Origin of the sequence: Collinsella aerofaciens (assembly GCF_001405375.1) — a bacterium.
In the GTDB taxonomy this organism is placed as follows: domain Bacteria; phylum Actinomycetota; class Coriobacteriia; order Coriobacteriales; family Coriobacteriaceae; genus Collinsella; species Collinsella aerofaciens_F.
This window is the reverse complement of record NZ_CYYP01000003.1, coordinates 25,451-44,794: the sequence shown is the minus strand read 5'-3', so window position 1 is coordinate 44,794 and position 19,344 is coordinate 25,451. Positions and strand designations below refer to the sequence as shown.

The 19,344-nt window shown below is 59.6% G+C and carries 13 protein-coding genes; 5 read left to right on the top strand and 8 right to left on the bottom strand.

Translation table 11 applies throughout. The features are described 5' to 3' along the window. Positions 1-1,587: UDP-glucose--hexose-1-phosphate uridylyltransferase (locus ARB25_RS02240; protein ID WP_055285631.1), on the bottom strand; the 1,587-nt coding region annotated here is incomplete at its 3' end. After that, a complete protein-coding gene (locus tag ARB25_RS02235) occupies positions 1,578-2,783 on the bottom strand; it encodes a galactokinase (protein WP_055285431.1) in 1,206 nt (401 codons plus the stop codon). The genes ARB25_RS02235 and ARB25_RS02240, both read right to left, overlap by 10 nt. A gap of 383 nt (positions 2,784-3,166) precedes the next feature. Here ARB25_RS02235 and ARB25_RS02230 point away from each other — a divergent pair, with 383 nt between their 5' ends. Together ARB25_RS02230 and ARB25_RS02225 are read left to right on the top strand one after the other, a co-directional pair. Beyond that, positions 3,167-4,153 (top strand): LacI family DNA-binding transcriptional regulator, encoded by a 987-nt coding sequence (locus tag ARB25_RS02230; protein WP_055285429.1) that lies wholly within the window; start codon positions 3,167-3,169, stop codon positions 4,151-4,153. 129 nt (positions 4,154-4,282) lie between these two features. After that, entirely contained in the window at positions 4,283-5,443 is a 1,161-nt protein-coding gene (locus tag ARB25_RS02225; RefSeq protein ID WP_055285427.1) for an FprA family A-type flavoprotein, read from the top strand. Positions 5,444-5,517: 74 nt separating this feature from the next. Here ARB25_RS02225 and ARB25_RS02220 read toward each other — a convergent pair whose 3' ends face one another. After that, positions 5,518-6,321: a DeoR/GlpR family DNA-binding transcription regulator gene (locus tag ARB25_RS02220; protein WP_055285425.1), complete on the bottom strand. Its 804-nt coding sequence runs from the start codon at positions 6,319-6,321 to the stop codon at positions 5,518-5,520. A gap of 334 nt (positions 6,322-6,655) precedes the next feature. Here ARB25_RS02220 and ARB25_RS02215 point away from each other — a divergent pair, with 334 nt between their 5' ends. Next, on the top strand, positions 6,656-7,513 hold the full coding sequence (locus tag ARB25_RS02215) for a class II fructose-bisphosphate aldolase (protein ID WP_022095149.1): 858 nt from the start codon (positions 6,656-6,658) through the stop codon (positions 7,511-7,513). Positions 7,514-8,206: 693 nt separating this feature from the next. Here ARB25_RS02215 and vsr read toward each other — a convergent pair. Then, the gene (vsr, locus tag ARB25_RS09730; protein ID WP_156327654.1) at positions 8,207-9,196 is read right to left on the bottom strand and encodes a DNA mismatch endonuclease Vsr; all 990 of its coding nucleotides are present in this window, start codon (positions 9,194-9,196) and stop codon (positions 8,207-8,209) included. Between the two features lie 148 nt (positions 9,197-9,344). Here vsr and ARB25_RS02205 point away from each other — a divergent pair, with 148 nt between their 5' ends. Together ARB25_RS02205 and ARB25_RS02200 are read left to right on the top strand one after the other, a co-directional pair. After that, positions 9,345-10,130, top strand: a complete 786-nt coding sequence (locus ARB25_RS02205) for an ABC transporter ATP-binding protein (RefSeq protein ID WP_055285423.1) — start codon at positions 9,345-9,347, stop codon at positions 10,128-10,130. Further along, on the top strand, positions 10,120-12,357 hold the full coding sequence (locus tag ARB25_RS02200) for an ABC transporter permease (protein WP_055285421.1): 2,238 nt from the start codon (positions 10,120-10,122) through the stop codon (positions 12,355-12,357). The genes ARB25_RS02205 and ARB25_RS02200 overlap by 11 nt, the downstream gene beginning before the upstream one ends. 530 nt (positions 12,358-12,887) lie before the next feature. On the opposite strand, the gene ARB25_RS02195 is transcribed toward ARB25_RS02200, so the two are convergent. From ARB25_RS02195 to ARB25_RS02180, 4 genes are all read right to left on the bottom strand, one after another. Continuing rightward, on the bottom strand, positions 12,888-13,919 hold the full coding sequence (locus ARB25_RS02195; protein ID WP_055285419.1) for a 3-deoxy-7-phosphoheptulonate synthase: 1,032 nt from the start codon (positions 13,917-13,919) through the stop codon (positions 12,888-12,890). A gap of 580 nt (positions 13,920-14,499) precedes the next feature. Beyond that, positions 14,500-16,356 (bottom strand): ABC transporter ATP-binding protein, encoded by a 1,857-nt coding sequence (locus ARB25_RS02190; protein WP_082421821.1) that lies wholly within the window; start codon positions 16,354-16,356, stop codon positions 14,500-14,502. Then, a complete protein-coding gene (locus tag ARB25_RS02185; protein WP_055285418.1) occupies positions 16,356-18,722 on the bottom strand; it encodes an ABC transporter ATP-binding protein in 2,367 nt (788 codons plus the stop codon). Before ARB25_RS02185 ends, ARB25_RS02190 begins: the two co-directional genes overlap by 1 nt. Further along, on the bottom strand, positions 18,719-19,168 hold the full coding sequence (locus ARB25_RS02180) for a MarR family winged helix-turn-helix transcriptional regulator (protein WP_052044097.1): 450 nt from the start codon (positions 19,166-19,168) through the stop codon (positions 18,719-18,721). The genes ARB25_RS02185 and ARB25_RS02180 overlap by 4 nt, the downstream gene beginning before the upstream one ends. Positions 19,169-19,344 lie beyond the last annotated feature (176 nt).

The window sequence follows — 19,344 nt, the reverse complement described above, 5'->3', positions numbered from 1 at the left end:
TTCGTCCCACTTAAAGACGCCGGCGTTGTCGAGCACGTGGCCAAACACCACGCCGACCTCCTCGTGCAGGATATCGATGGCGTTGTCGGCCGTAAGCTCGTCGGCGCGGCGGGCAAAGACGTCCTCGGCCCACGCGGCATGGCTGCGACAAAGGTCATCGCTCTCGAGCGCACCGGCAAGATCGTAGCTGGCATCGACCTTGGCTGCCAGCAGATGCTCACGGACGGCGCCAAGCTCGGGAACCAGGCGCGGCGGCAGAATGGCCAGGCCCATGACCTCGATCAGGCCGATGTTCTCCTTCTTAATGTGGTGGTACTCGGCATGCGGGTGGAACACGCCCAGCGGATGCTCGTCAGTCGTGATATTGCAGCGAAGCGCCAGGTAGGCCTCGTAAATCTCGCCGCCGGCATTGCCGCGGGAGTCGACGCGGCGGATGACGGGCGTCACGGTGTTGTGGGCCACGCCATCGGCTGTGTACGCGATGACGCCCACAGACTCATCGGTCCACTCGCGCCAGGCGAGGATAATCTTCTCGGCAGCGTCGAGCAGCTGAGCGCGGTCATGCGAGCGCAGGCGCAGCACCGAGAGCGGCCACTGCAGCACGGTACCGCTGACCTGGTCAAAACCGGGCACGCTAAACTGCGAGACCTCGGCGGCATGCATCATGGGGAACTCGTGAGCGCCGCCCTGGAAGTGGTCGTGCGACAGAATCGAGCCGCCCACGATGGGCAGGTCGGCGTTGGAGCCAATAAAGTAGTGCGGGAACAGGTCGACAAAGTCGAGCAGGCAGGTCAGACCCTTGCGGTCCACGTGCATCGGGCGATGCTCGGAGCTCATGGCAATGCAGTGCTCGTTAAAATACGCATACGGGCTGTACTGGAAGCCCCAGCGCTCGCCATCAAGCTGAATGGGAATAACGCGTAGGTTCTGACGGGCGGGATGAGCGCCGCCGTCGGCTGCGGCGGAGCGTCCGGGATACCCCTCGTTTTCGATGCAGAGCTGGCAGGCGGGATACTTCTCGCCCGTGTTCTTGGCTGCACCGGCCGCGGCAATATTGCGCGGGTCCTTCTCGGGCTTGGACAGGTTGATGGTGATCTCCAGGTCACCCCAGTTGGTGGAAGTGCTCCATTTAATGTTGCGCGCGATGGCGGCACGGCGCACGTAACCGGCGTCACAGCACAGGCCGTAGAACCAGTCGGTCGCAGCGCGGGGCTCGTTGACGCCCATGCGGCCGTTGAATTCCTCGTTTACAACCGAAGGCCTCGGCATCAGCACGCCCATGATGCGCATGGCGATGCGGTCGCGGCCCGATGCCGTGTCCTCGGCGGCACCGTTGACAACGGCGGCCTCGGAAAGCGCGGCAAGCGTGCCTTCAAGATCAAAGTCGGGGAGTGTATCGGGGTGCAAGAGCGATAGTTTCTCAACCTGGAGCGCCCAGGCCATGTCGAGCGCCGGGCCCGTAGCACCGATGCACTCGAGAATGGTGTTATACGCCCAGATGCGATCGTCCTGGCCGATCATCGATCGGTGGATAGCGTACTCGATCAGGTTCTGCGCGGCCTCGCGCACGTCAGTCATTACAGCCATGCCGCGTAAGCCCCCTTGTCAGAAATTGCGTAGTGGCGGGCAGAGCCCTCGCCCAGCCAGCCGTTCATCTTGGTGATAAAGGTGTCGACCAGGTCGAGCGGCACGAAGGCCTGGATGGTGCCACCAAAGCCGCCACCGTGGATACGGACGGCGCCACGGCCGTCGAGCACGTGCTCGGCCAGTGCCAGGGCATACATGGAAGGCTGCTCGGAGCCCAGCTTGGCAACAACATTCTGCAGGTACATGGCGGAGCTGGCGCCGGACTCGCGCGTCAGGACCAGGAACCGGTCGATGTCGCCGGCGTTCAGGGCAGCCCAGCGCTTGTCGACCAGGCCGTTTTCGTACCAGTAGTGAACGGCGCGCAGGCAGGCGCGGTCGCCCAGCTTGGCGCGCAGCTCGGGGAGCTTGGCGTCAAAGTCCGCCACGTTTACCTCGCACAGGCGTGCCTTGCCAAACTCGGCAGCGACGTCCTGCATCTCGCGCGGAACGGCGGCGTAGTCGTCGGTGGCGGCCACGTGGTCGGCACCGACCTTAACGAGCACGAGCGCATAGCCGTGATCCTCAAAGTTGAGCTCGAGCTTCTGGGTTTTAGGCTGAGCCTGGTCCTCAAAGTCCATGTAGGCGAGGCCGCCCAGGCACACAGCGGCCTGGTCCATCAGACCGCAGGGCTTGCCGTAATAGTTGTTCTCGGTGCGCTGGCTCATCTGGGCGAGCGCGACGGGCTCGATGGCGGGTGCTCCCCAGAGCGTCTCCACGGCGCGACCGTATGCCGCTTCGACAGCAGCGGAGCTGGAAAGGCCGCCGCCCGAGGGGACGGAGCAGGTGAAGGCGAAGTCGAAGCCCTGGGGCTCAACGCCCAGAGCAGCGATTTCGTGGGCCATGCCGCGGACGAGGCTCGCGGACGTGCCCTTCTCGGACTCCTGAACGTCTAGCGTGTCGAGCGCGATTTCAAACGTGGGATAGCCCTCGTCGGCTACGCGAACCTTGTTGGTGTCGGTCGCCACGGCAATGCCGTCGACGGCGACATCGAGCGAGCCGGCGATAACGTGGCCGCCCTCGTGGTCGGTGTGGTTGCCACTGATTTCGGAACGGCCGGGCGCGTGCACGTAGAGCACCTGGCGGTCGCCGATGGGGCCAAACTCCTCCTCAAACAGCTTGGTGAGCATGGCGAGTGTCTTTTCGTCGGGGGTGGTCATGGGAGTCCTTTCCTTGGCGCGCACGGATGAGTTTTGCGTCGTTATGAGTACGTTAACAACTTGAAGCGGCATGAACCAAGTGTTCTCGACACCGCACGTTACGGGCTATGTTAACGTACTCATAACACATCGCTTGTCACTTTTTGAGAATCTGGTAATCGGTCGATATTCGGCCGTGAACGGTAGTGCCGTATGGACTTATAAAGCAGAAGAGATGCAGATAGAAAAAGTAGAGTACGTTAACATGCGTCCGACGATAGCGGGCCTCGGCGCGGGACGTGTTTCTGCCCGGGCCGACATTCACGCTATTCAGATCTCGCAAGAGCGAAGGTGATTTTGTGGCAAGGCGCCCGTCCAACGATACAGGCACGCGTCCGGTCTCCATGGCCGACGTCGCCCGCGCTGCTGGCGTTTCGCAGCAGACGGTTTCGCGCGTCGCCAACGGCTTGCCCAACGTGAACGAGCAGACGCGCCAGCGCGTGCAGGCCGCCATGCAAGAGCTCGGCTTTCGTCCGAGTTATGCCGGTCGCTCGCTGCGCGACGGTCGTTACCATTCGGTCGGCCTGTGCGTCAACGATGTCACCAAGTTTGGCAACCTCTCAATGATCGACGGCATCGCCAGCGCTGCTCGCGAGCATAATTGCGCCATCACGCTGGTCGAGATGTCCAAGACCGAGGAGTTTTCGCTTGCCGAGGCAACGCGTCGCATGGCCGCACTGCCCGTGGACGGCATCATTATCGGCATGAGTCGCATGGCGCCTGATTTTGAGACGTTTGATCCACTGCCGGGCATTGGTACGGTCATCGTTACCATGTACGCGCATCCGCGGGTGACCACGGTCGATTCCGACCATTACGGCTGCTCGCTATTGCTTATGGATCACCTGTTTGAGCTGGGGCACGAGCAAATTCGCTATATTGGCGGCCCGTCGTTCTCGGTTGACGAACAATTTCGTCGCGCCGGTTGGCAGGATGCACTCGAGCGTAAACACATCGAGCCGGCAGAGCCGCTCGAGGGAGACTGGTCTGCCAACAGCGGTTACGAGGCCGGTAGGTATCTGGCCGAACACGACCGCACCATGACGGCGATTTACGCGGCAAACGATCAGATGGCAAATGGCGCAATTGCAGCGCTGCGCGATAGCGGCTTGCGCGTGCCCGAGGACGTAAGCGTGGTGGGCGTCGATGACTCGCTCGACGACTTTGTCGCGCATAACGAGCTCACGACTGTGCGATTCGATCTGCATCAGCGCGGACGCGAGGTATTCGAGCATGCGGTTCCCGAGGCAGGTACGGCGGGCAAAACCGTTGCTATTCGTATTCCCGGCCAGCTCATCGTTCGACATACCACGGCAGCTCATCGCGTATAGTTTTTGCAGGTCAACGGCGGTATATTCCGCCTAAATAACAATCGGTAAGGTTGCCGGCAGATAGCTGTGGCTCTAAAGACGAGTGCTATGATAGACGGGTTCTTTTGTCTATCTAGGAGGCTTTGCCTGATGGAGATCACCAAGGATATCCGCTACATCGGTGTCGACGATCACGACATTGACCTGTTCGAGGGCCAGTACGACGTGTCCGAGAACGGCATGGCATACAACAGCTATGTTATCTTGGGCGAAAAGATCGCCGTCGCCGATTCGGTCGACGGCGGTTTTGTTGACGAGTGGCTCGGCAACCTCGAGGCCGTGCTTGATGGCCGTACGCCCGACTACCTGATCGTCCATCACATGGAGCCCGATCACTCCGCCGGCATCGCCGCCTTTATGGAGCGCTATCCCCAGGCACAGATTGTGGCCAGCATGGGCGCCTTCCGCATGATGGTCAACTACTTTGGCACCGACTACCCCGAGCGCAAGATGGTCGTCAAAGAGGGCGACGTGCTCGACCTGGGTGGCCACAGCCTGACCTTTGTCGGCGCCCCCAACGTTCACTGGCCCGAGGTGATCTTCTCCTACGAGTCCACCGACAAGGTGCTCTTTAGTGCCGACGGCTTTGGCAAGTTTGGCGCCAACGACATCGAGGACCCGGAAGGCTGGGCTTGCGAAGCGCGCCGCTACTACTTTGGCATCGTCGGTAAGTTCGGCAAATTCGTGCAGACCGTGCTCAAGAAGGCCGCCGATCTGGATATCCAGATCATCTGTCCGCTCCATGGTCCTGTTCTTACCGAGAATCTGGGCTATTACCTCGACACCTACAATACCTGGTCGAGCTATCAGCCCGAGGACGAGGGCATCACGATTGCCTATGCGAGTGTGTACGGCCATCTGAAGGCCGCCGTTGAGGAGCTTGCATCTGCGCTCGAGGCCCGCGGCCAGAAGGTTTCCGTCTTTGACTTGGCTCGCGACGACATGGCCGAGGCCGTTGAGGATGCGTTCCGCTATGACCGTCTGGTGCTCGCTTCCATCACCTATCAGGGCGAGATCTTCCCGTGCATGAGCACCTTCATCCATACGCTCGCCGAGCACGCCTACCAGAACCGTACCGTGGCGCTCGTCGAGGCCGGTTCCTGGGCGCCCGCTGCCGCCAAGGTTATGACCAAGGAGCTCGAGGGCATGAAGGACATCACCCTGGCGCAGAACAAGGTGACAGTGCTGGGCTCGCTCAACGACGCCTCGCGCGCTCAGATCGAGGCCCTTGCTGACGAGCTGTCCAAGTAGCGACACGTTCACTTTTGACGCTCAACCATCACAACCACCACAAAGGGGACAGGCACCTTTGTGGTGGTTTTTGTTTAAGCGCCGGCGATGACGAGGGCTGGACGTGAGCTGTCAGTGGCCTCGTCGATCGAGGTGGCGACGGCATGGTCGGGGTCACGGTCCATCACGATGGAGTCGACATCGGCAAGCTCGGCAAAGCGGTACATGCCGCGTCCGTTAACCTTGCTGGCGTCCATGAGGGCGACGCTTTGATGGGCCGCGGTGATCATAGCCGTTTTGGTCTCGGCCATCTGGGGAAAGTCGGTCGTAAAGCCGCAGCTGGGGACAAAGGCGCCGGGGCACATGACGGCCAGATCGGCATGGACCATTTGGAGCGCCTGCATAGTGAGCGGTCCGTACAAATAACGATGGCCTTTGCGCAGCGCCCCGCCCAGCATGACGACATCGACTGAGGGCATGCTCTCGTCGATGTAATCGGCAATGGTAATGTCGGCCGTGATGACGGTGATACCGTCGCGCTGATCGAGGAGCCGGACGAACTCGAGCGCCGTGGTGCCCGAGTCGACGAGCAGCGTGTCGCCGTCATTGACGAGCTCGATGGCGCTTTGCGCGATGGCCTGCTTGGCGGCGACGTTGACATTGATGCGGCGATCCTGCGTGGAGACGGTCAGACGTTTGTGGAGTGATACGGCACCGCCGTGCGTGCGGCGCAGCTTGCCTGCTTCGGCGAGCGCGTCCAGGTCGGCGCGGGCGGTGACGGAGGACACGCCAAAGGTCTGGGCGATCTCTGCTACCTGCACCGAGGCATTATGATCGAGCATTTCCAAAATGGCGGTACGGCGTTCGTCGGCAAAGGCACGGTTGGTGGCTTGGGCCATGTTTGCTCCATTCTCGGCTAAATTTGCAGGAATTGTGTTGACTCTATTTTCGTTCATTTTCTTTTTGGGTAAGAAAACACCTTTCGATTACTTATCTTTTCTATAAAAGAAAGATGCTGAACGCCCAAAATTCAATATCGAACATGTCCACTCGGCTCAAATTCCTTCCGTTTACTTTTCAAAAACGACTGTATTGACCTGCATGGGCTCAATATCTCGCGCGTGTAAAGCCGCTGAATTTCATACAATGAGCGCAGCAAAACGCAAGGTAAAACGCCTTGTGAACAACTACGCCCGATGTCCAGATGCGGGCGAGGGAGAGGAGCAAACGCTCATGGCACTTGTTACCACCGAAAAGATGCTCAAGGACGCTCAGGCCGGTCATTACGCCGTTGGCGCGTTCAACGTCGAGAACCTCGAGTTCGTTATGGCCGTTCTGGCCGCTGCCGAGGAGACCAAGTCCCCCGTCATCATGCAGACCACCCCGGGCACCATCAAGACCGCTGGTCTGGACTACTTCTACGGCATGGTCAAGGCTGCCGCCGAGCGCGCTTCCGTGCCCGTCGCTCTGCACCTCGATCACGGCGATGGCTATGACCGCTGCATGCAGGCTTTCCGCACCGGCTATACCTCTGTCATGATCGACGGTTCGCACGAGTCCTTCGAGGACAACATCGCCCTGACCAAGTCCGTCGCCGATGCTGGCCGCGCCATGGGCGTGCCTGTCGAGGCTGAGCTTGGTAAGGTTGGCGGCAAGGAGGACGACGGTCCCGCAGTTGAGGGCGAGAGCCCCTACACCGATCCGGCCGAGGCCAAGGAGTTCGTCGAGCGCACCGGCTGCACCTCCCTCGCTATTGGCGTTGGCACCAGCCACGGTGTGTACACGAGCGATCCGCACATCGAGCAGTCCGTGGTCAAGGCCATCCGCGACGCCGTCGACGTGCCGCTGGTTCTGCACGGCACTTCCGGTGTGCCCGATGAGCAGGTTGCCGAGGCCGTGAAGAACGGCATCTGCAAGGTTAACTACGCCACCGAGCTGCGTCAGGCCTACACCAAGGGCTTCATGGCCTACATGGCCGAGAACCCCGCCTGCTTCGATCCCAAGAAGCCGGCCAAGGAGGGTATGCGCGAGATCACCGAGCTGGTTAAGATCCGCATGACCAACCTCAACTCTGTGGGCAAAGCAGAGTAACAGCAAGGGTACTCCGACTCGCTACATATCCCGGGGAGGGACGAGGGCTTAGTTCCCCAATCGTCCTCGGGCATGCAAAAAGCCTCGCTGCGCACTTCGTGCGGCGAGGCTTTTTGCCCCCTGCGGAAAGATTGGGGGACTAAGCCCTCGTCCCTCCCAAGTTGACCTACTCGAGGTCGTCGCCCTTGTGGCGTTAGGGCGGAAATGGGTGGGGCGTTAGGGCTTCTTTGCTGATGGGGGATTAGTATGCCCGGGCTTGGTTGGGGAATGCCTGGTCTAGTGAGGCTTGGAGTTTTTCGAAGGATGTCTGCAGGTTGAGGTGTTGGTCTGCAGAGCGTTTGGTTTTTGTGGTGGGGGAGTCGAGGAGGCCGTTTCTCTGTGTCGGGGGGAAGGAGAAAAGGTTTGCATGATTTAGGGATGGCTGCTGTGCTGCGTCGTTGGAAGAATGCATGCTTATGCGGCCTCCTCGATATCCACCAAAAGGTTGCGCACGGGGTGTGCTGCTAGGTCCCGTGCGTTGGCAGTATTATGCCGCGGCTTCTGCAAAGAAGCGCTAAAGAAAGGCTTAACCTGGTTTGGTGTTACGATGAAACTGCAGGTCAGAGGTATCGAATAACACTTTTGAAAGGTTTTGAGCTTAAGGGCTTTCTAAGGATTGTGGCGCGGACGTGCGGAGCGTGTGAATGTTTGCTGTTAGCGCTGCGGCTCTGCGGCGCGCACCTGCTCGATGACCTTTTCCATGGTGGCGTCGATGCGGTCTTTTTTGAGTTCGCATTCCCAGATGGTTATGGGTGTCCAGCCCATTTGAGTGAGCGCTGCCACCGCGGCGCGATCGCGCTCGACGTTGCGACGGAATTTTGCTTCCCAAAACTCAACATTGCGTTTGGGCTGACTGGGGTTGCACTTGGGGCAGCGGTGCCAAAAGCAACCGTTGACGAAGATGGCGATTTTGCGCCCGGGGAAGGCGATATCGGGTTTGCCGGGAACCTTCCATTCCAAACGATAGCCCGTAAGGCCCGCGGCCCGTAGGCGCTGGCGAACGAGCAGCTCGGGCTTGGTGTTCGCACGCTTGTTGCCCTTCATGGACTTTTTGATGGCGGCGCGACGGCGCACCAGTTCGCGCTCGTCAGCGGAAAGGTCCGAGGTATCGATGCCGTCGAGCAGACCTGGTTTGGGACGCTTTTTGCTGCGGCGCTTAGGTGCGCGCTTGGGCCTGGAAGCGGGCTCGTCGTTCGTGGTGGCCTCGGCGTCGTTGGCAGTGCCGTTGGCCTCAAGCCGATCTTCCTTCAACTCAATCAGAGCATCGATAAGCCCTTTGTCGGCGGGCATCCACTCAACCGTGGCAAGCGAGGTGCGCGGAATCCAGCGGATATCGAGCTGGCGGTCGTGCTTCTGGGGTTCATCGGATTCATCGGCGAGCGAGCAGTAGTAACACTCCATCGAGAGATGGAAATCGGGGTAGTCATACTCAACGGTGTAAAAATCGCGCAGGTTGGTGACTTTTACCTGCAGCTCTTCCATAAGCTCGCGTCGCACGGCGTCTTCGGGTGTCTCGCCGCGCATGAGCTTGCCACCGGGGAACTCCCAAAGTCCCTGCATGTCGCCATAGCCGCGCTGCACGGCAAGCAGCTCGTCAGATCCTTCCTTGCGAATGATCCCAGCGGCAACATGAACAGTCTTCAACAGGAGTCCTCTCTCAACAACGACACATGACAGGGTGGCTGTCCGTACCTTACACAACGGTAAGGCAAGCGTAAGCCATATCGATGGTAGCCGACTCGTCTTCTTGCGACTATAGATGCCGTAGACTAATCGCAAGAAAGGACTCGGTATGCAAACCACGCACATGGCGACCCCGGTACTGGAGGTCGCGCATCTCGAAAAGGTATATGGAGCGCTGGGCAACGTGACCCGTGCACTCAACGACGTCAGCTTTACCGTCAACCGCGGCGAATTCGTTGGCATCATGGGCGCCTCGGGCTCGGGCAAGTCGACGTTGCTCAACTGCGTCTCGACCATCGATAGCGCCACAAGTGGCACGATCCGCATCAACGGGCAGGACGTAACACGCATGAAGCAGGCCAAGCTCTCGCAGTTCCGCCGCGAGGAGCTCGGCTTTATCTTCCAGGACTCCAACCTGCTCGATACGCTCACGGCACGCGAGAACATCGCCCTGCCGCTCACCATCGCCCGCACAAACTCGGCAGAGATCTCGACCCGCGTGCAGGATGTGGCAGCGCGCCTGTCCATCAGTCACGTGCTCGACAAGTATCCCTACCAGATGTCCGGCGGTCAGCAGCAGCGCGTTGCCGCGGCTCGTGCGCTCGTCACCGACCCCACCATGATCATGGCCGACGAGCCCACCGGCGCCCTCGATTCCAAGAGCGCTCGCCTGCTGCTCGAGAGCCTGGAGGCCCTTAACCGCCGCCTACGCGCCACCGTGCTCATGGTCACGCACGACAGCTTTGCTGCCAGCTACACGAGCCGTGTGCTGTTTATCCGCGACGGCAAGATCTTCACCGAGCTGCGCCGCGGCGACATTGACCGCCGAGAGTTCTTCGACCGCATTATGGAGGTCGTTGCCATGATGGGCGGTGAGGGCTCCGATGCTCTGTAAACTCGCTTGGGGCAACGTCCGCCGCGCCGGCCGCGATTACCTCGTCTACCTTTTGACGCTCACCCTGGGCGTCACGGTCTTCTATGCCTTTAACACCATCTCGATGCAGGTCGACATCGCCGGAATCGATGAAAAGGGCTTGGCGCAGGTTATGGGCAGCATGCTCGGCAACCTGACGTACTTTTTGGCCGGTGTCATGGCCTTTTTGATGGTGTACGCCAATAACTTCATCATGAAACGCCGCAAGAAGGAGTTTGGCCTGTACCAGGTGCTCGGCATGGGGCGCGGGCGCGTCGCCACGATCATGGCGCTCGAGACGGTGATTGTCTCGGTCGTGGCCTTTGTCGCCGGCATTGTGCTGGGTGTGGGACTCTCCCAGCTCATGACGTTCTTTACGGCCTCGCTTTTTAAGACACAGATTGCCAATTTCCACTTCTTTTTCTCGGTGCATGCGTTCAACCTGACCCTTGCCTGCATGCTCGTAATGTTTGTGCTCACGCTGCTGCTGAACCTTCGCGCCGTGCGTCGTACCAAACTCATCGAGCTTATGGGTGCCGAGCGTCGCAACGAGAGCATCAAGACACGCAACCCCTGGATCGCGATTGCCATCTTTGCCGTGGGCGTGGTGCTTGTGGGCGTGGCCTATTACCGTCTGCTACGTGATGGGTTCCCGCTAACCGCGACGGACAGCAAGCTGCAAGAGGCCATGAGCCAGTTTGGCATTACAACCGCTATGGTTACCGTGGGTACCTTTGCGCTGTTCTGGGGACTCTCGGGCATGCTTATCAAGCTGCTGCAGAGCCTGCGCAGCGTGTATTGGCGCGGCCTCAATATGTTTACCGTGCGCCAGCTTGCGGCCAAGGTTAATACGGTGTGCTTTTCGATGGGCGTCATCGCGATGCTCCTGTTTTTGGCCATCACCTCGGTGACGTGCGGTATGTCGATTGCCAATGTGATGAACGAGAATCTGGAGCGCTATAATCCGGCCGACATGTCGCAGACGTATGTCTATTACACGCCCGATACGCTCGACTTCTACAAAGAGTCTTTCAATCCGTCTGAGGCCGATCGAATGGTGCTGGCCGATAGTACGGTCGATTTGTACTCCGCATGGCACGGCGATCGTATCGATCACGATAACGTTGCAGACGGTATTAAGGGCAAGTCGGCGGACAACAACGACGAGACCGGCAAGAAGGTCAATATCGCCGATGTTGCCGGTGAGCATGTGCAGATCGATTCGTATCTGAGTTACCCGCTTGGCGGTTCGGATCCTTCGGTGACTCCAAGTGAAATGTGCAAGGCCATGGGCGAAAAGCTTCCCAAGGCGTTCGGGGGTAGCAATGCCGATACGATGGGTCTGTTTGTGACGCCGGCGAGCCAGTACAACAAACTGCGCCAGATGATGGGCAAGAAGCCGGTGCACATCGGTCATGACCAGTATCTGCTTACGTGTGATATGGGTGGCGAGCTGGTCGACCTGTACACCAAGTATATGGCTGACGGTCATGCCCTTACCTTGGGCGGGCATACGCTCAAGCCCGCAACCGATAAGTCGGACGAGGACACGGCGGCCATCGCCAACTCGGCGATGGGCAGTAATGGGGGTACCGTCGTCGTTGCCGACGAGCTGCTGTCCCAACTTAATCTGCAGCCGTATTCCAGTAGCCTGCTCGTTAACTACAAACAGGGGATGGATTCGACCGAGGCAGACGAGAGTATTAAATACACTGTGCTCGACAATCTGCTCGTTGACGGCAAGGAACCGGGGTCGTGGGGAACCTTCATCACACGCTCCGAGATGTACACGCAAGCAGCGCAAATGAACGGTCTTATTAGCTACCTAGCCATCTACATCGGCTTTGTATTGGTTGTTGCGTGCGCGGCGATTCTATCGATCCAGCAACTCTCCAACGTGGCCGACGGCAGCCGCAGCTATCGTGTGCTGGCACAGATCGGCTGCGACGACCGCCAGATTCGCCATTCGGTGATGGCGCAACAAGCGGTGTTCTTCCTGTTCCCGCTGGCAGTGGGCCTGGCGCACTCCTTTGTGGCACTTAAGGTGATCATCGAGCTGGTGAGCATTTTCGGAAATATGAGCATCGGCGGCACCGTGGGCCTCACCTGTGCAATCTTCCTGGCAGCATACGGTGGCTACTTCCTGGTGACCTACCTCATGAGCGCCGGCATGGTACAAGCCGCCATCGCCACCCGCTACAGCGAGTAACAAGCGGGCAAAATCGTCGCAAAATCAGAGGCGTATGACCGCCGCGAAGGGACCAGGGGCCCTTTCGCGGCGGTTTTTCCAACCTGGTGTGTCTGGGATGCAAGTGAGTAGACTTTTTTGAACCTGTCGAGCACATCGCGACAAATGATCGATAAAACCGCAGGTCAGAACTGTGGCGTTTTGGGGCGTGCTCGGCCTTCTGCAAAAAACCTACTCACTTGGTTTTTCTGCTAGAAGACCGCCACGAGGGAAGGCAACTCTCCCGGGTAGTCGTTGGGGACGTCCCCAACGGCTACCCAAGGAGTGTCCCAAACCGCCGGCAGAAAAGGAGCGTCCCTAACTGCCACATCCGGAGCAAGATAACGCCGCAGGTAGAGGACGGACAGCGAGCGGGTCGCATTTGAGACAAGGTGACGTGAAACGAAAGGGCGCTGACCTTCTGGTCGCGCCCTTGAAGTTGAACGTCAGATTGTCTCAAATGCGACCCGCGCAGCGTCGAGCCGTTACGGCGTCTGGTAAAACGCCGTAACCTACACCCGTTCCGCGATCTCGCGGATGAGGTAGTCGGTCTTTTCCCAGCCCAGGCACGGGTCGGTGATCGACTTGCCAAAGACGCCGCCGTCGACCGGCTGGTTGCCGTCTTCTAGGTAGGACTCGATCATAAAGCCCTTGACCAGCTTGGAGATGGACTCGTTGCGGCGGCAGCTGTCGAGCACCTCCTTGCAAATGCGATACTGCTCCAGCGGACGCTTGCCCGAGTTGTCGTGGTTGCAGTCGATGACCGCTGCCGGATTGGCATAGCCGGCATGCTCGGTATAGCGTTCGGCCAGGCGTTCCAGGTGTTCGTAGTGGTAGTTGGGGTAGGTGCGCCCATCGAGACCGATGTAGCCACGCATAACGGCGTGTGCGAGCGGGTTGCCGTCGCACTCGACCTCCCAGTTGCGGAAGATGAAGCTCTGGTGCGCCTGGGCGGCGTAAATTGAGTTGAGCATAACGGTGGTAGAGCCGGCAGTGGGATTCTTCATGCCGACGGGTACCGAAATGCCGCTCGACACCAGGCGATGCTCCTGGTTCTCGACCGAGCGTGCGCCCACGGCAACATAGCTCAGCAGGTCGACGAGGTATTGGTAGTTGGACGGGTAGAGCATCTCATCGGCGGTAAAGAAGCCCGTTTCCTCAATAACGCGCAGGTGCATGTGGCGGATGGCCTTGACGCCCTCGAGCAGGTCGTCGGGAGCCTCGGGGTTGGGGTTGTGCAGCAGGCCCTTGTAGCCGGTGCCCTTGGTGCGCGGCTTGTTGGTGTAGACGCGCGGAATGATGATGAGCTTGTCCTTGACCTCTTCGGCGGTCTTGGCCAGTCGGTTCATATACTCGAGCACCGAATCCTCGCGGTCGGCAGAGCACGGGCCGATGATGAGCACCTTACGTGCGTCCTCGCCGGTAAAGACTTTGGCGACCTCGGCGTCAAATGCCTGCTTTTTGGCGGTAAGCTCGGCAGAAAGTGGCATTTCCTTGCGGATCTCCATGGGGATCGGCAGCCTGCGTTTGAATTCCATGGCCATAGGGGTCTCCTCAATCTATAGAAAGAGCAATAAGCGTATTGTCGAATGCTCGGCATTATCCGCTGTCGCACGCTAAAGTGCAAGCCCTTGTCACCCCGAAACCTACCAAAAAGAGACAGGTTTATTTTGGCAGGTTTTATCTGGGCAAATGTCGGCGAATGCCGGGAGGGAGCGGCGCCGCGCGGGACCCTAAGGCTGTTGTCAGTTCCCCAGGAAATACCCTGTGGGCAAAAAATGCCAAATATGAGTACGGTTGCTATCTTAGTATCATATTGCCTTCGCAAAATAATAGACATAACAGCAAAATATGTTTATTAACGCAAACACATATAAGTCCGCTATAGGGCTGTTTGATCAATTTAGGGACGCGTGTAAGCCGTGAAAACGGCATTTGGGGCTGTTTTGGCTGTTACTAAAAAGGTAACAGTACTCATATTTGCCCTTTTTTGCCCACGGGGCCTCGAAGGGGCTGCCAATCAGGTCCCAGGGGAGACGGTTTGAGGGCCGCAGAGCAAAAACGGGGGCGCAGGTTGTCCTGCGCCCCCGTTTTCTGGGCATTGCGGTTGTTTGCCGCCGGTTGTTACGCCGCCTCGTCGAACTGCGAGTTATACAGGTCGGCGTAGAAGCCACCCTGGGCGAGTAGCTCGTCGTGTGTGCCCTTCTCGACGATGTCGCCGTCGCGAATTACCAAGATTACGTCGGCGTTGCGGATCGTGGACAGGCGGTGCGCGATGACAAAGCTCGTGCGGCCCTGCATCAGCGCATCCATGGCGCGCTGAATAAGCTCCTCGGTGCGGGTGTCGACGTTGGAAGTCGCCTCGTCCAAAATCAGCGCCGGACGGTCGGCCAAAATGGCACGGGCGATGGTCACGAGCTGGCGTTGACCCTGCGACAGGTTAGTGCCCTCTTCGTTGATCATAAAGTCGTAGCCGCCGGCGAGCGTATGGATAAAGTGGTCGCAGCGTGCGGCGCGTGCGGCGGCCTCGACCTCGGCGTCGGTCGCATCGGGGCGTCCGTAGCGGATGTTTTCGCGGATGGTGCCGTTAAACAGCCAGGTGTCCTGCAACACCATGGCAAACTCGCCGCGCAGCGCCGCGCGGTCCCAGTCGCGCACGTCGACGCCCTCGACGCGCAGCGAACCGCCGTCCACGTCGTAAAAGCGCTGCAGCAGCTTAATGAGCGTGGTCTTGCCGGCGCCGGTGGGGCCGACGATGGCAATGGTTTGGCCGGGCTGCGCCTCGCAGCTAAAGTCGTGGATGATGGTCTTGTCGGGCGTATAGCCAAACTTGACGTGATCAAACTCCACATGGCCGGGGCGCTTTTCGGGAATCTGCGCGTCGGCTTTCTGCTCCTCCTCGGGCGCGGCCAGGAACTCAAAGACGCGCTCGGTGGCGGCTGCCATCGACTGCATCGTGTTGCTCACGTTGCCCAGTTGCTGCACGGGCTGCGTAAAGTTGCGAACGTACTGGATAAAGCTCTGGATGTCGCCGGGCGTGGCATTGCCGGTCAGCGCGAGCTGCGCGCCCACCACGACGACGCCCACGTAGCCCATGTTGCCCACCAAGCTCATAAGCGGCATCATCAGGCCCGACAGGAACTGCGAGCGCCAGCCACTAATAAAGAGGCGGTCGTTTTGACGGTCGAACTCCTCGATTGAGGCCTCGGCGCGGTCGAACACTTGAATGACGTTCTGGCCGGCAAAGTCCTCCTCGATGATGCCGTTGACGGTGCCCAGGACCTGCTGCTGCTCGCGGAAGTACGGCTGCGAGAAGTGAATCATCACCATCAAGATAATTGCGGCTGCCGGTAGCGTGAGCACGGTGACGCCGGTGAGCGGCAGGCTGATCGAGAGCATCATGATGAGCACGCCGATAATCTGCGTGACCGACGTGATAAGCTGCGTCACGCTCTGGTTGAGCGACTGACCCAGCGTATCGACGTCGTTGGTGATGCGGCTGAGCACATCGCCCTTGCTGTGGCCGTTGAAGTAACTCATCGGAACGACAGCGATCTTGGCGGCGATCTCCTTGCGCATGCGATAGCAGATCTTTTGCGTGACGCCGGTCATGAGCCAGCCTTGGATCAGGCTGCAGACAGAGCTCGCCAGATACAGGCAGAGCAAAAAGCCGAGCGTCTTGGCGATCCAGTCAAAGTCAACGTCGCCGGTGCCGTTGACCTTGGCGACCAGGCCTTCGAACAGCTTGGTCGTAACCTGGCCGAGCACCTTGGGTCCCACAATGTTAAAGATGACCGAGCACACGGCAAAGGCGACGGCGGCAAACACGGCAATCTTGTGCTGGCCGATATAGCCGAGCAGCTGCCTCATGGTGCCCTTAAAGTCCTTGGCCTTTTCGCCACGACGCATGCCACCCATGCGGCCCATGGGACCACGCTGGCGGGTGGGCTTGGGAATCTGAGTCTTGGTCTCGTCTGCCATTAGCGCTCGCCTCCTTCCATGACGGCTGCAATTTCTTCTTGGGTAAGCCCCAGCTCCTCGGCGGAAAGCTGCGACTGTGCGATCTCCAGGTACGCCGAGCAGCTGCGCAGCAGCTCCTCGTGCGTGCCGGTGCCCACTACGTGGCCGTCGTCGAGCACGATGATCTGGTCGGCGTGCATGATGGTCGCGATGCGCTGGGCCACGACCACGAGTGCGGCGTCGGTAACGTTTTTGGCCAGCTCCTCGCGCAGGCGCGCGTCGGTCTTGTAGTCGAGGGCACTAAACGAGTCATCGAACACCACGATCTCGGGCTTTTTGGCCAATGCGCGGGCGATGGCCAGACGCTGGCGCTGGCCGCCCGAAACATTGGAGCCGCCCTGGCTGATGGGGGAGTCGTAACCGCCCTCACGCTCGGCGATAAAGTCCTCGGCCTGTGCGATGCGCGCGGCCTGGCGCATGTCATCATCGCTCACCATGTCGCCGGCAAACTTGAGGTTGCTCTCGACGGTGCCCGAGAACAGACGCCCCTGCTGCGGGATGTAACCAATGCGGCGGCGCAGCTCGGAAAGGGTCATGTCGCGCACGTCGATGCCGTCGAGCGAAATGCTGCCGCCCGTGACGTCGTACAGGCGCGGGATGAGCTGCACAAGCGTGGACTTGCCCGAGCCCGTGGAGCCAATGATGCCGAGCATCTGACCGGCATGCGTGGTGAAGTTCACACCGCTAATGACGTCGGCGCGGGCATCGGGGTACTGGAAGCTCACGTCGCGGAAGGTGAGCTCACCGCGCGGCGAGCTGGCCGCGGGCAGTTTGGGCGAGGCAGGGTCGTTGATGCTCGTGGGGCAGGTGATGACCTCATCTACGCGCTCGGCTGCGACCTCGGCACGGGGCAGGATGACCGAAACCATGGTGAGGATCATAAACGCCATGACGATCTGCATGGTGTAGGAGATAAACGCCATCATGTTGCCGACCTGCATCACGCCGTCGGACACGCCCTGCGCGCCAAACCAGACGATAAGCACGGTGATGCAGTTCATGACGAGCATCATGAGCGGCATCATAAAGCTCATGGCTCGGTTGGTGTAGAGCTGCGTGGTCATCAGGTCGAGCGACGCCTTGTCAAAACGTTCGAGCTCATGTTCCTCGCGGTTGAACGAGCGGATGGGCATAAGGCCGTCGAGCAGCTCGCGGGCGGTAAGGTTCACGCGGTCAACAAAGCTTTGCATCTTTTTGAACTTGGGCATGGTGAGGCCCATAAGCACGCCGACGACGGCCGAGACCGCGATGATGGCAACGGCGATGGTCCACTCCAGGCCGGTATGGTTGGCCAGGACGCGCATGACGGCGACGATGCCCATGACGGGGGCCATCAGACACATGCGGATAAACAGAGTTGCGGCCATCTGGATCTGCTGAATGTCGTTGGTGCAGCGGGTGATGAGCGAGGCCTGGCTAAACTTGCCCACCTCGGCCGGCGAGAAGTGCATAACCTTGTTGAAGGTCTCGCGGCGCAGGTCGCGGGCGATGGAGCAGGCGGTGCGCGAAGCCACGGCACCGGTCAGGATGGTGGCGACGAGCGACACGAGGCACAGTCCAAACATCGTGGTCGCCATGCGGCTCAGGTAGGCGTTCTGCACGTCGGCGGGGTCGATGCCCTGTGCCTTGTACTCGTCCTGTACATAGCTCACGGCGCGCTGGGTGACGATGGAGCCTGACATGGAGCCCATTTTGTCTGCCATTTGGTTGGCGCCCTCGACGAGCTTGCTTTGGTCTACCAGACCGCCCTCGACACCCAGGCGCAGGCTCTTCATGGTGATCTTGCCGCCGTCGGCGTCGATCTGCTTTTGCATGCTCTGCGCGGCTGCGGCCTTCTGCTGCATCTCGGCGAGCTGTTCGGGTGTCATGGCAGCCATCTGCTCGGGGGTGGGCATGGCCTGGGCAGCGTTGTCGTCTTTCTCGCTGGACGAGCCCATCATGTCGCCCATGGAGTTGGCGTCGATGCCCTGGTCGAGCGAAAGGACGACGGTCTCGGGCAGACTCATGATATCGGCGAGCTTGCTGCCATCGGCACGCTCTTCCTCGGTGCCCATGTACGTTCGAATGCCGTTTTTGTCAGCCTTGCTAAACACGGCCTCCACAGCCTTGGCGTCCTTGGCGCTCATGAAGAGTTCGAGGTCGTCGAGCGATTCGGCGCGAATGGTGTCGGGCACGGGCGAGGCGATGCCGCCTTGCTGCACGCCCACGTCGACGATGTCGCTCATATAGGTAGGCAGCGCCAGATCGGCGTTGCAGCTGATTACGATAAGTACGATAGCTGTGAACAGTGCCAGGACGTGCTTTTTAAAGAGCTTGAGAATCCTCACTCGGCATCTCTCCTTTCTTGATTGCGGTCGATAATTTCGTTGGCACGTCTTAGAAGGCGCACCATCTCTTGGGTATCTGTTTCGCCGAGCTGCTCGAGGAAGGCCGCGGTGCGCTCCTCGAATTCCCGTCGTTTGATTTCGAGATCCTGGAATCCCTTGTCGGTCACCGTGACGTGTACGCGACGACGGTCGGTCTTTGAGTGCTCGCGCTCGACCCAGCCCTTGGCTTCGAGAGCGCGTAGGATATTGGCGATGCGGGCGCTCGAGACCCAGGCGCGATCGGCGAGTTCGCTCGGCGTGAGCGAACCGCCAGCGAGCATGAGGGCGCGCATGACGGCCATCTCGCCGCCGAGGGCTTTGTCCGCAAAGCGCGAAATGCGCTGATGCATGCTGCCGAACTCGGTAAGGAGCTGACGCCCAAGTTCACGGAAATCGGTATCTTCCACCGAAAACCCCTAACACTAGAAACTATTTTCGGTGAAAGATGATACCCCTGCACGCACGCCCTATGCGGTAGATTTCTAAGCATGTCCCAAAAATCTACTTGGCCGCTAGGCAATATTAAGAGTGCATTAAGACTTAAAATCATTCAATTGCTGAAGCGTTTCAAAGAACTACTATG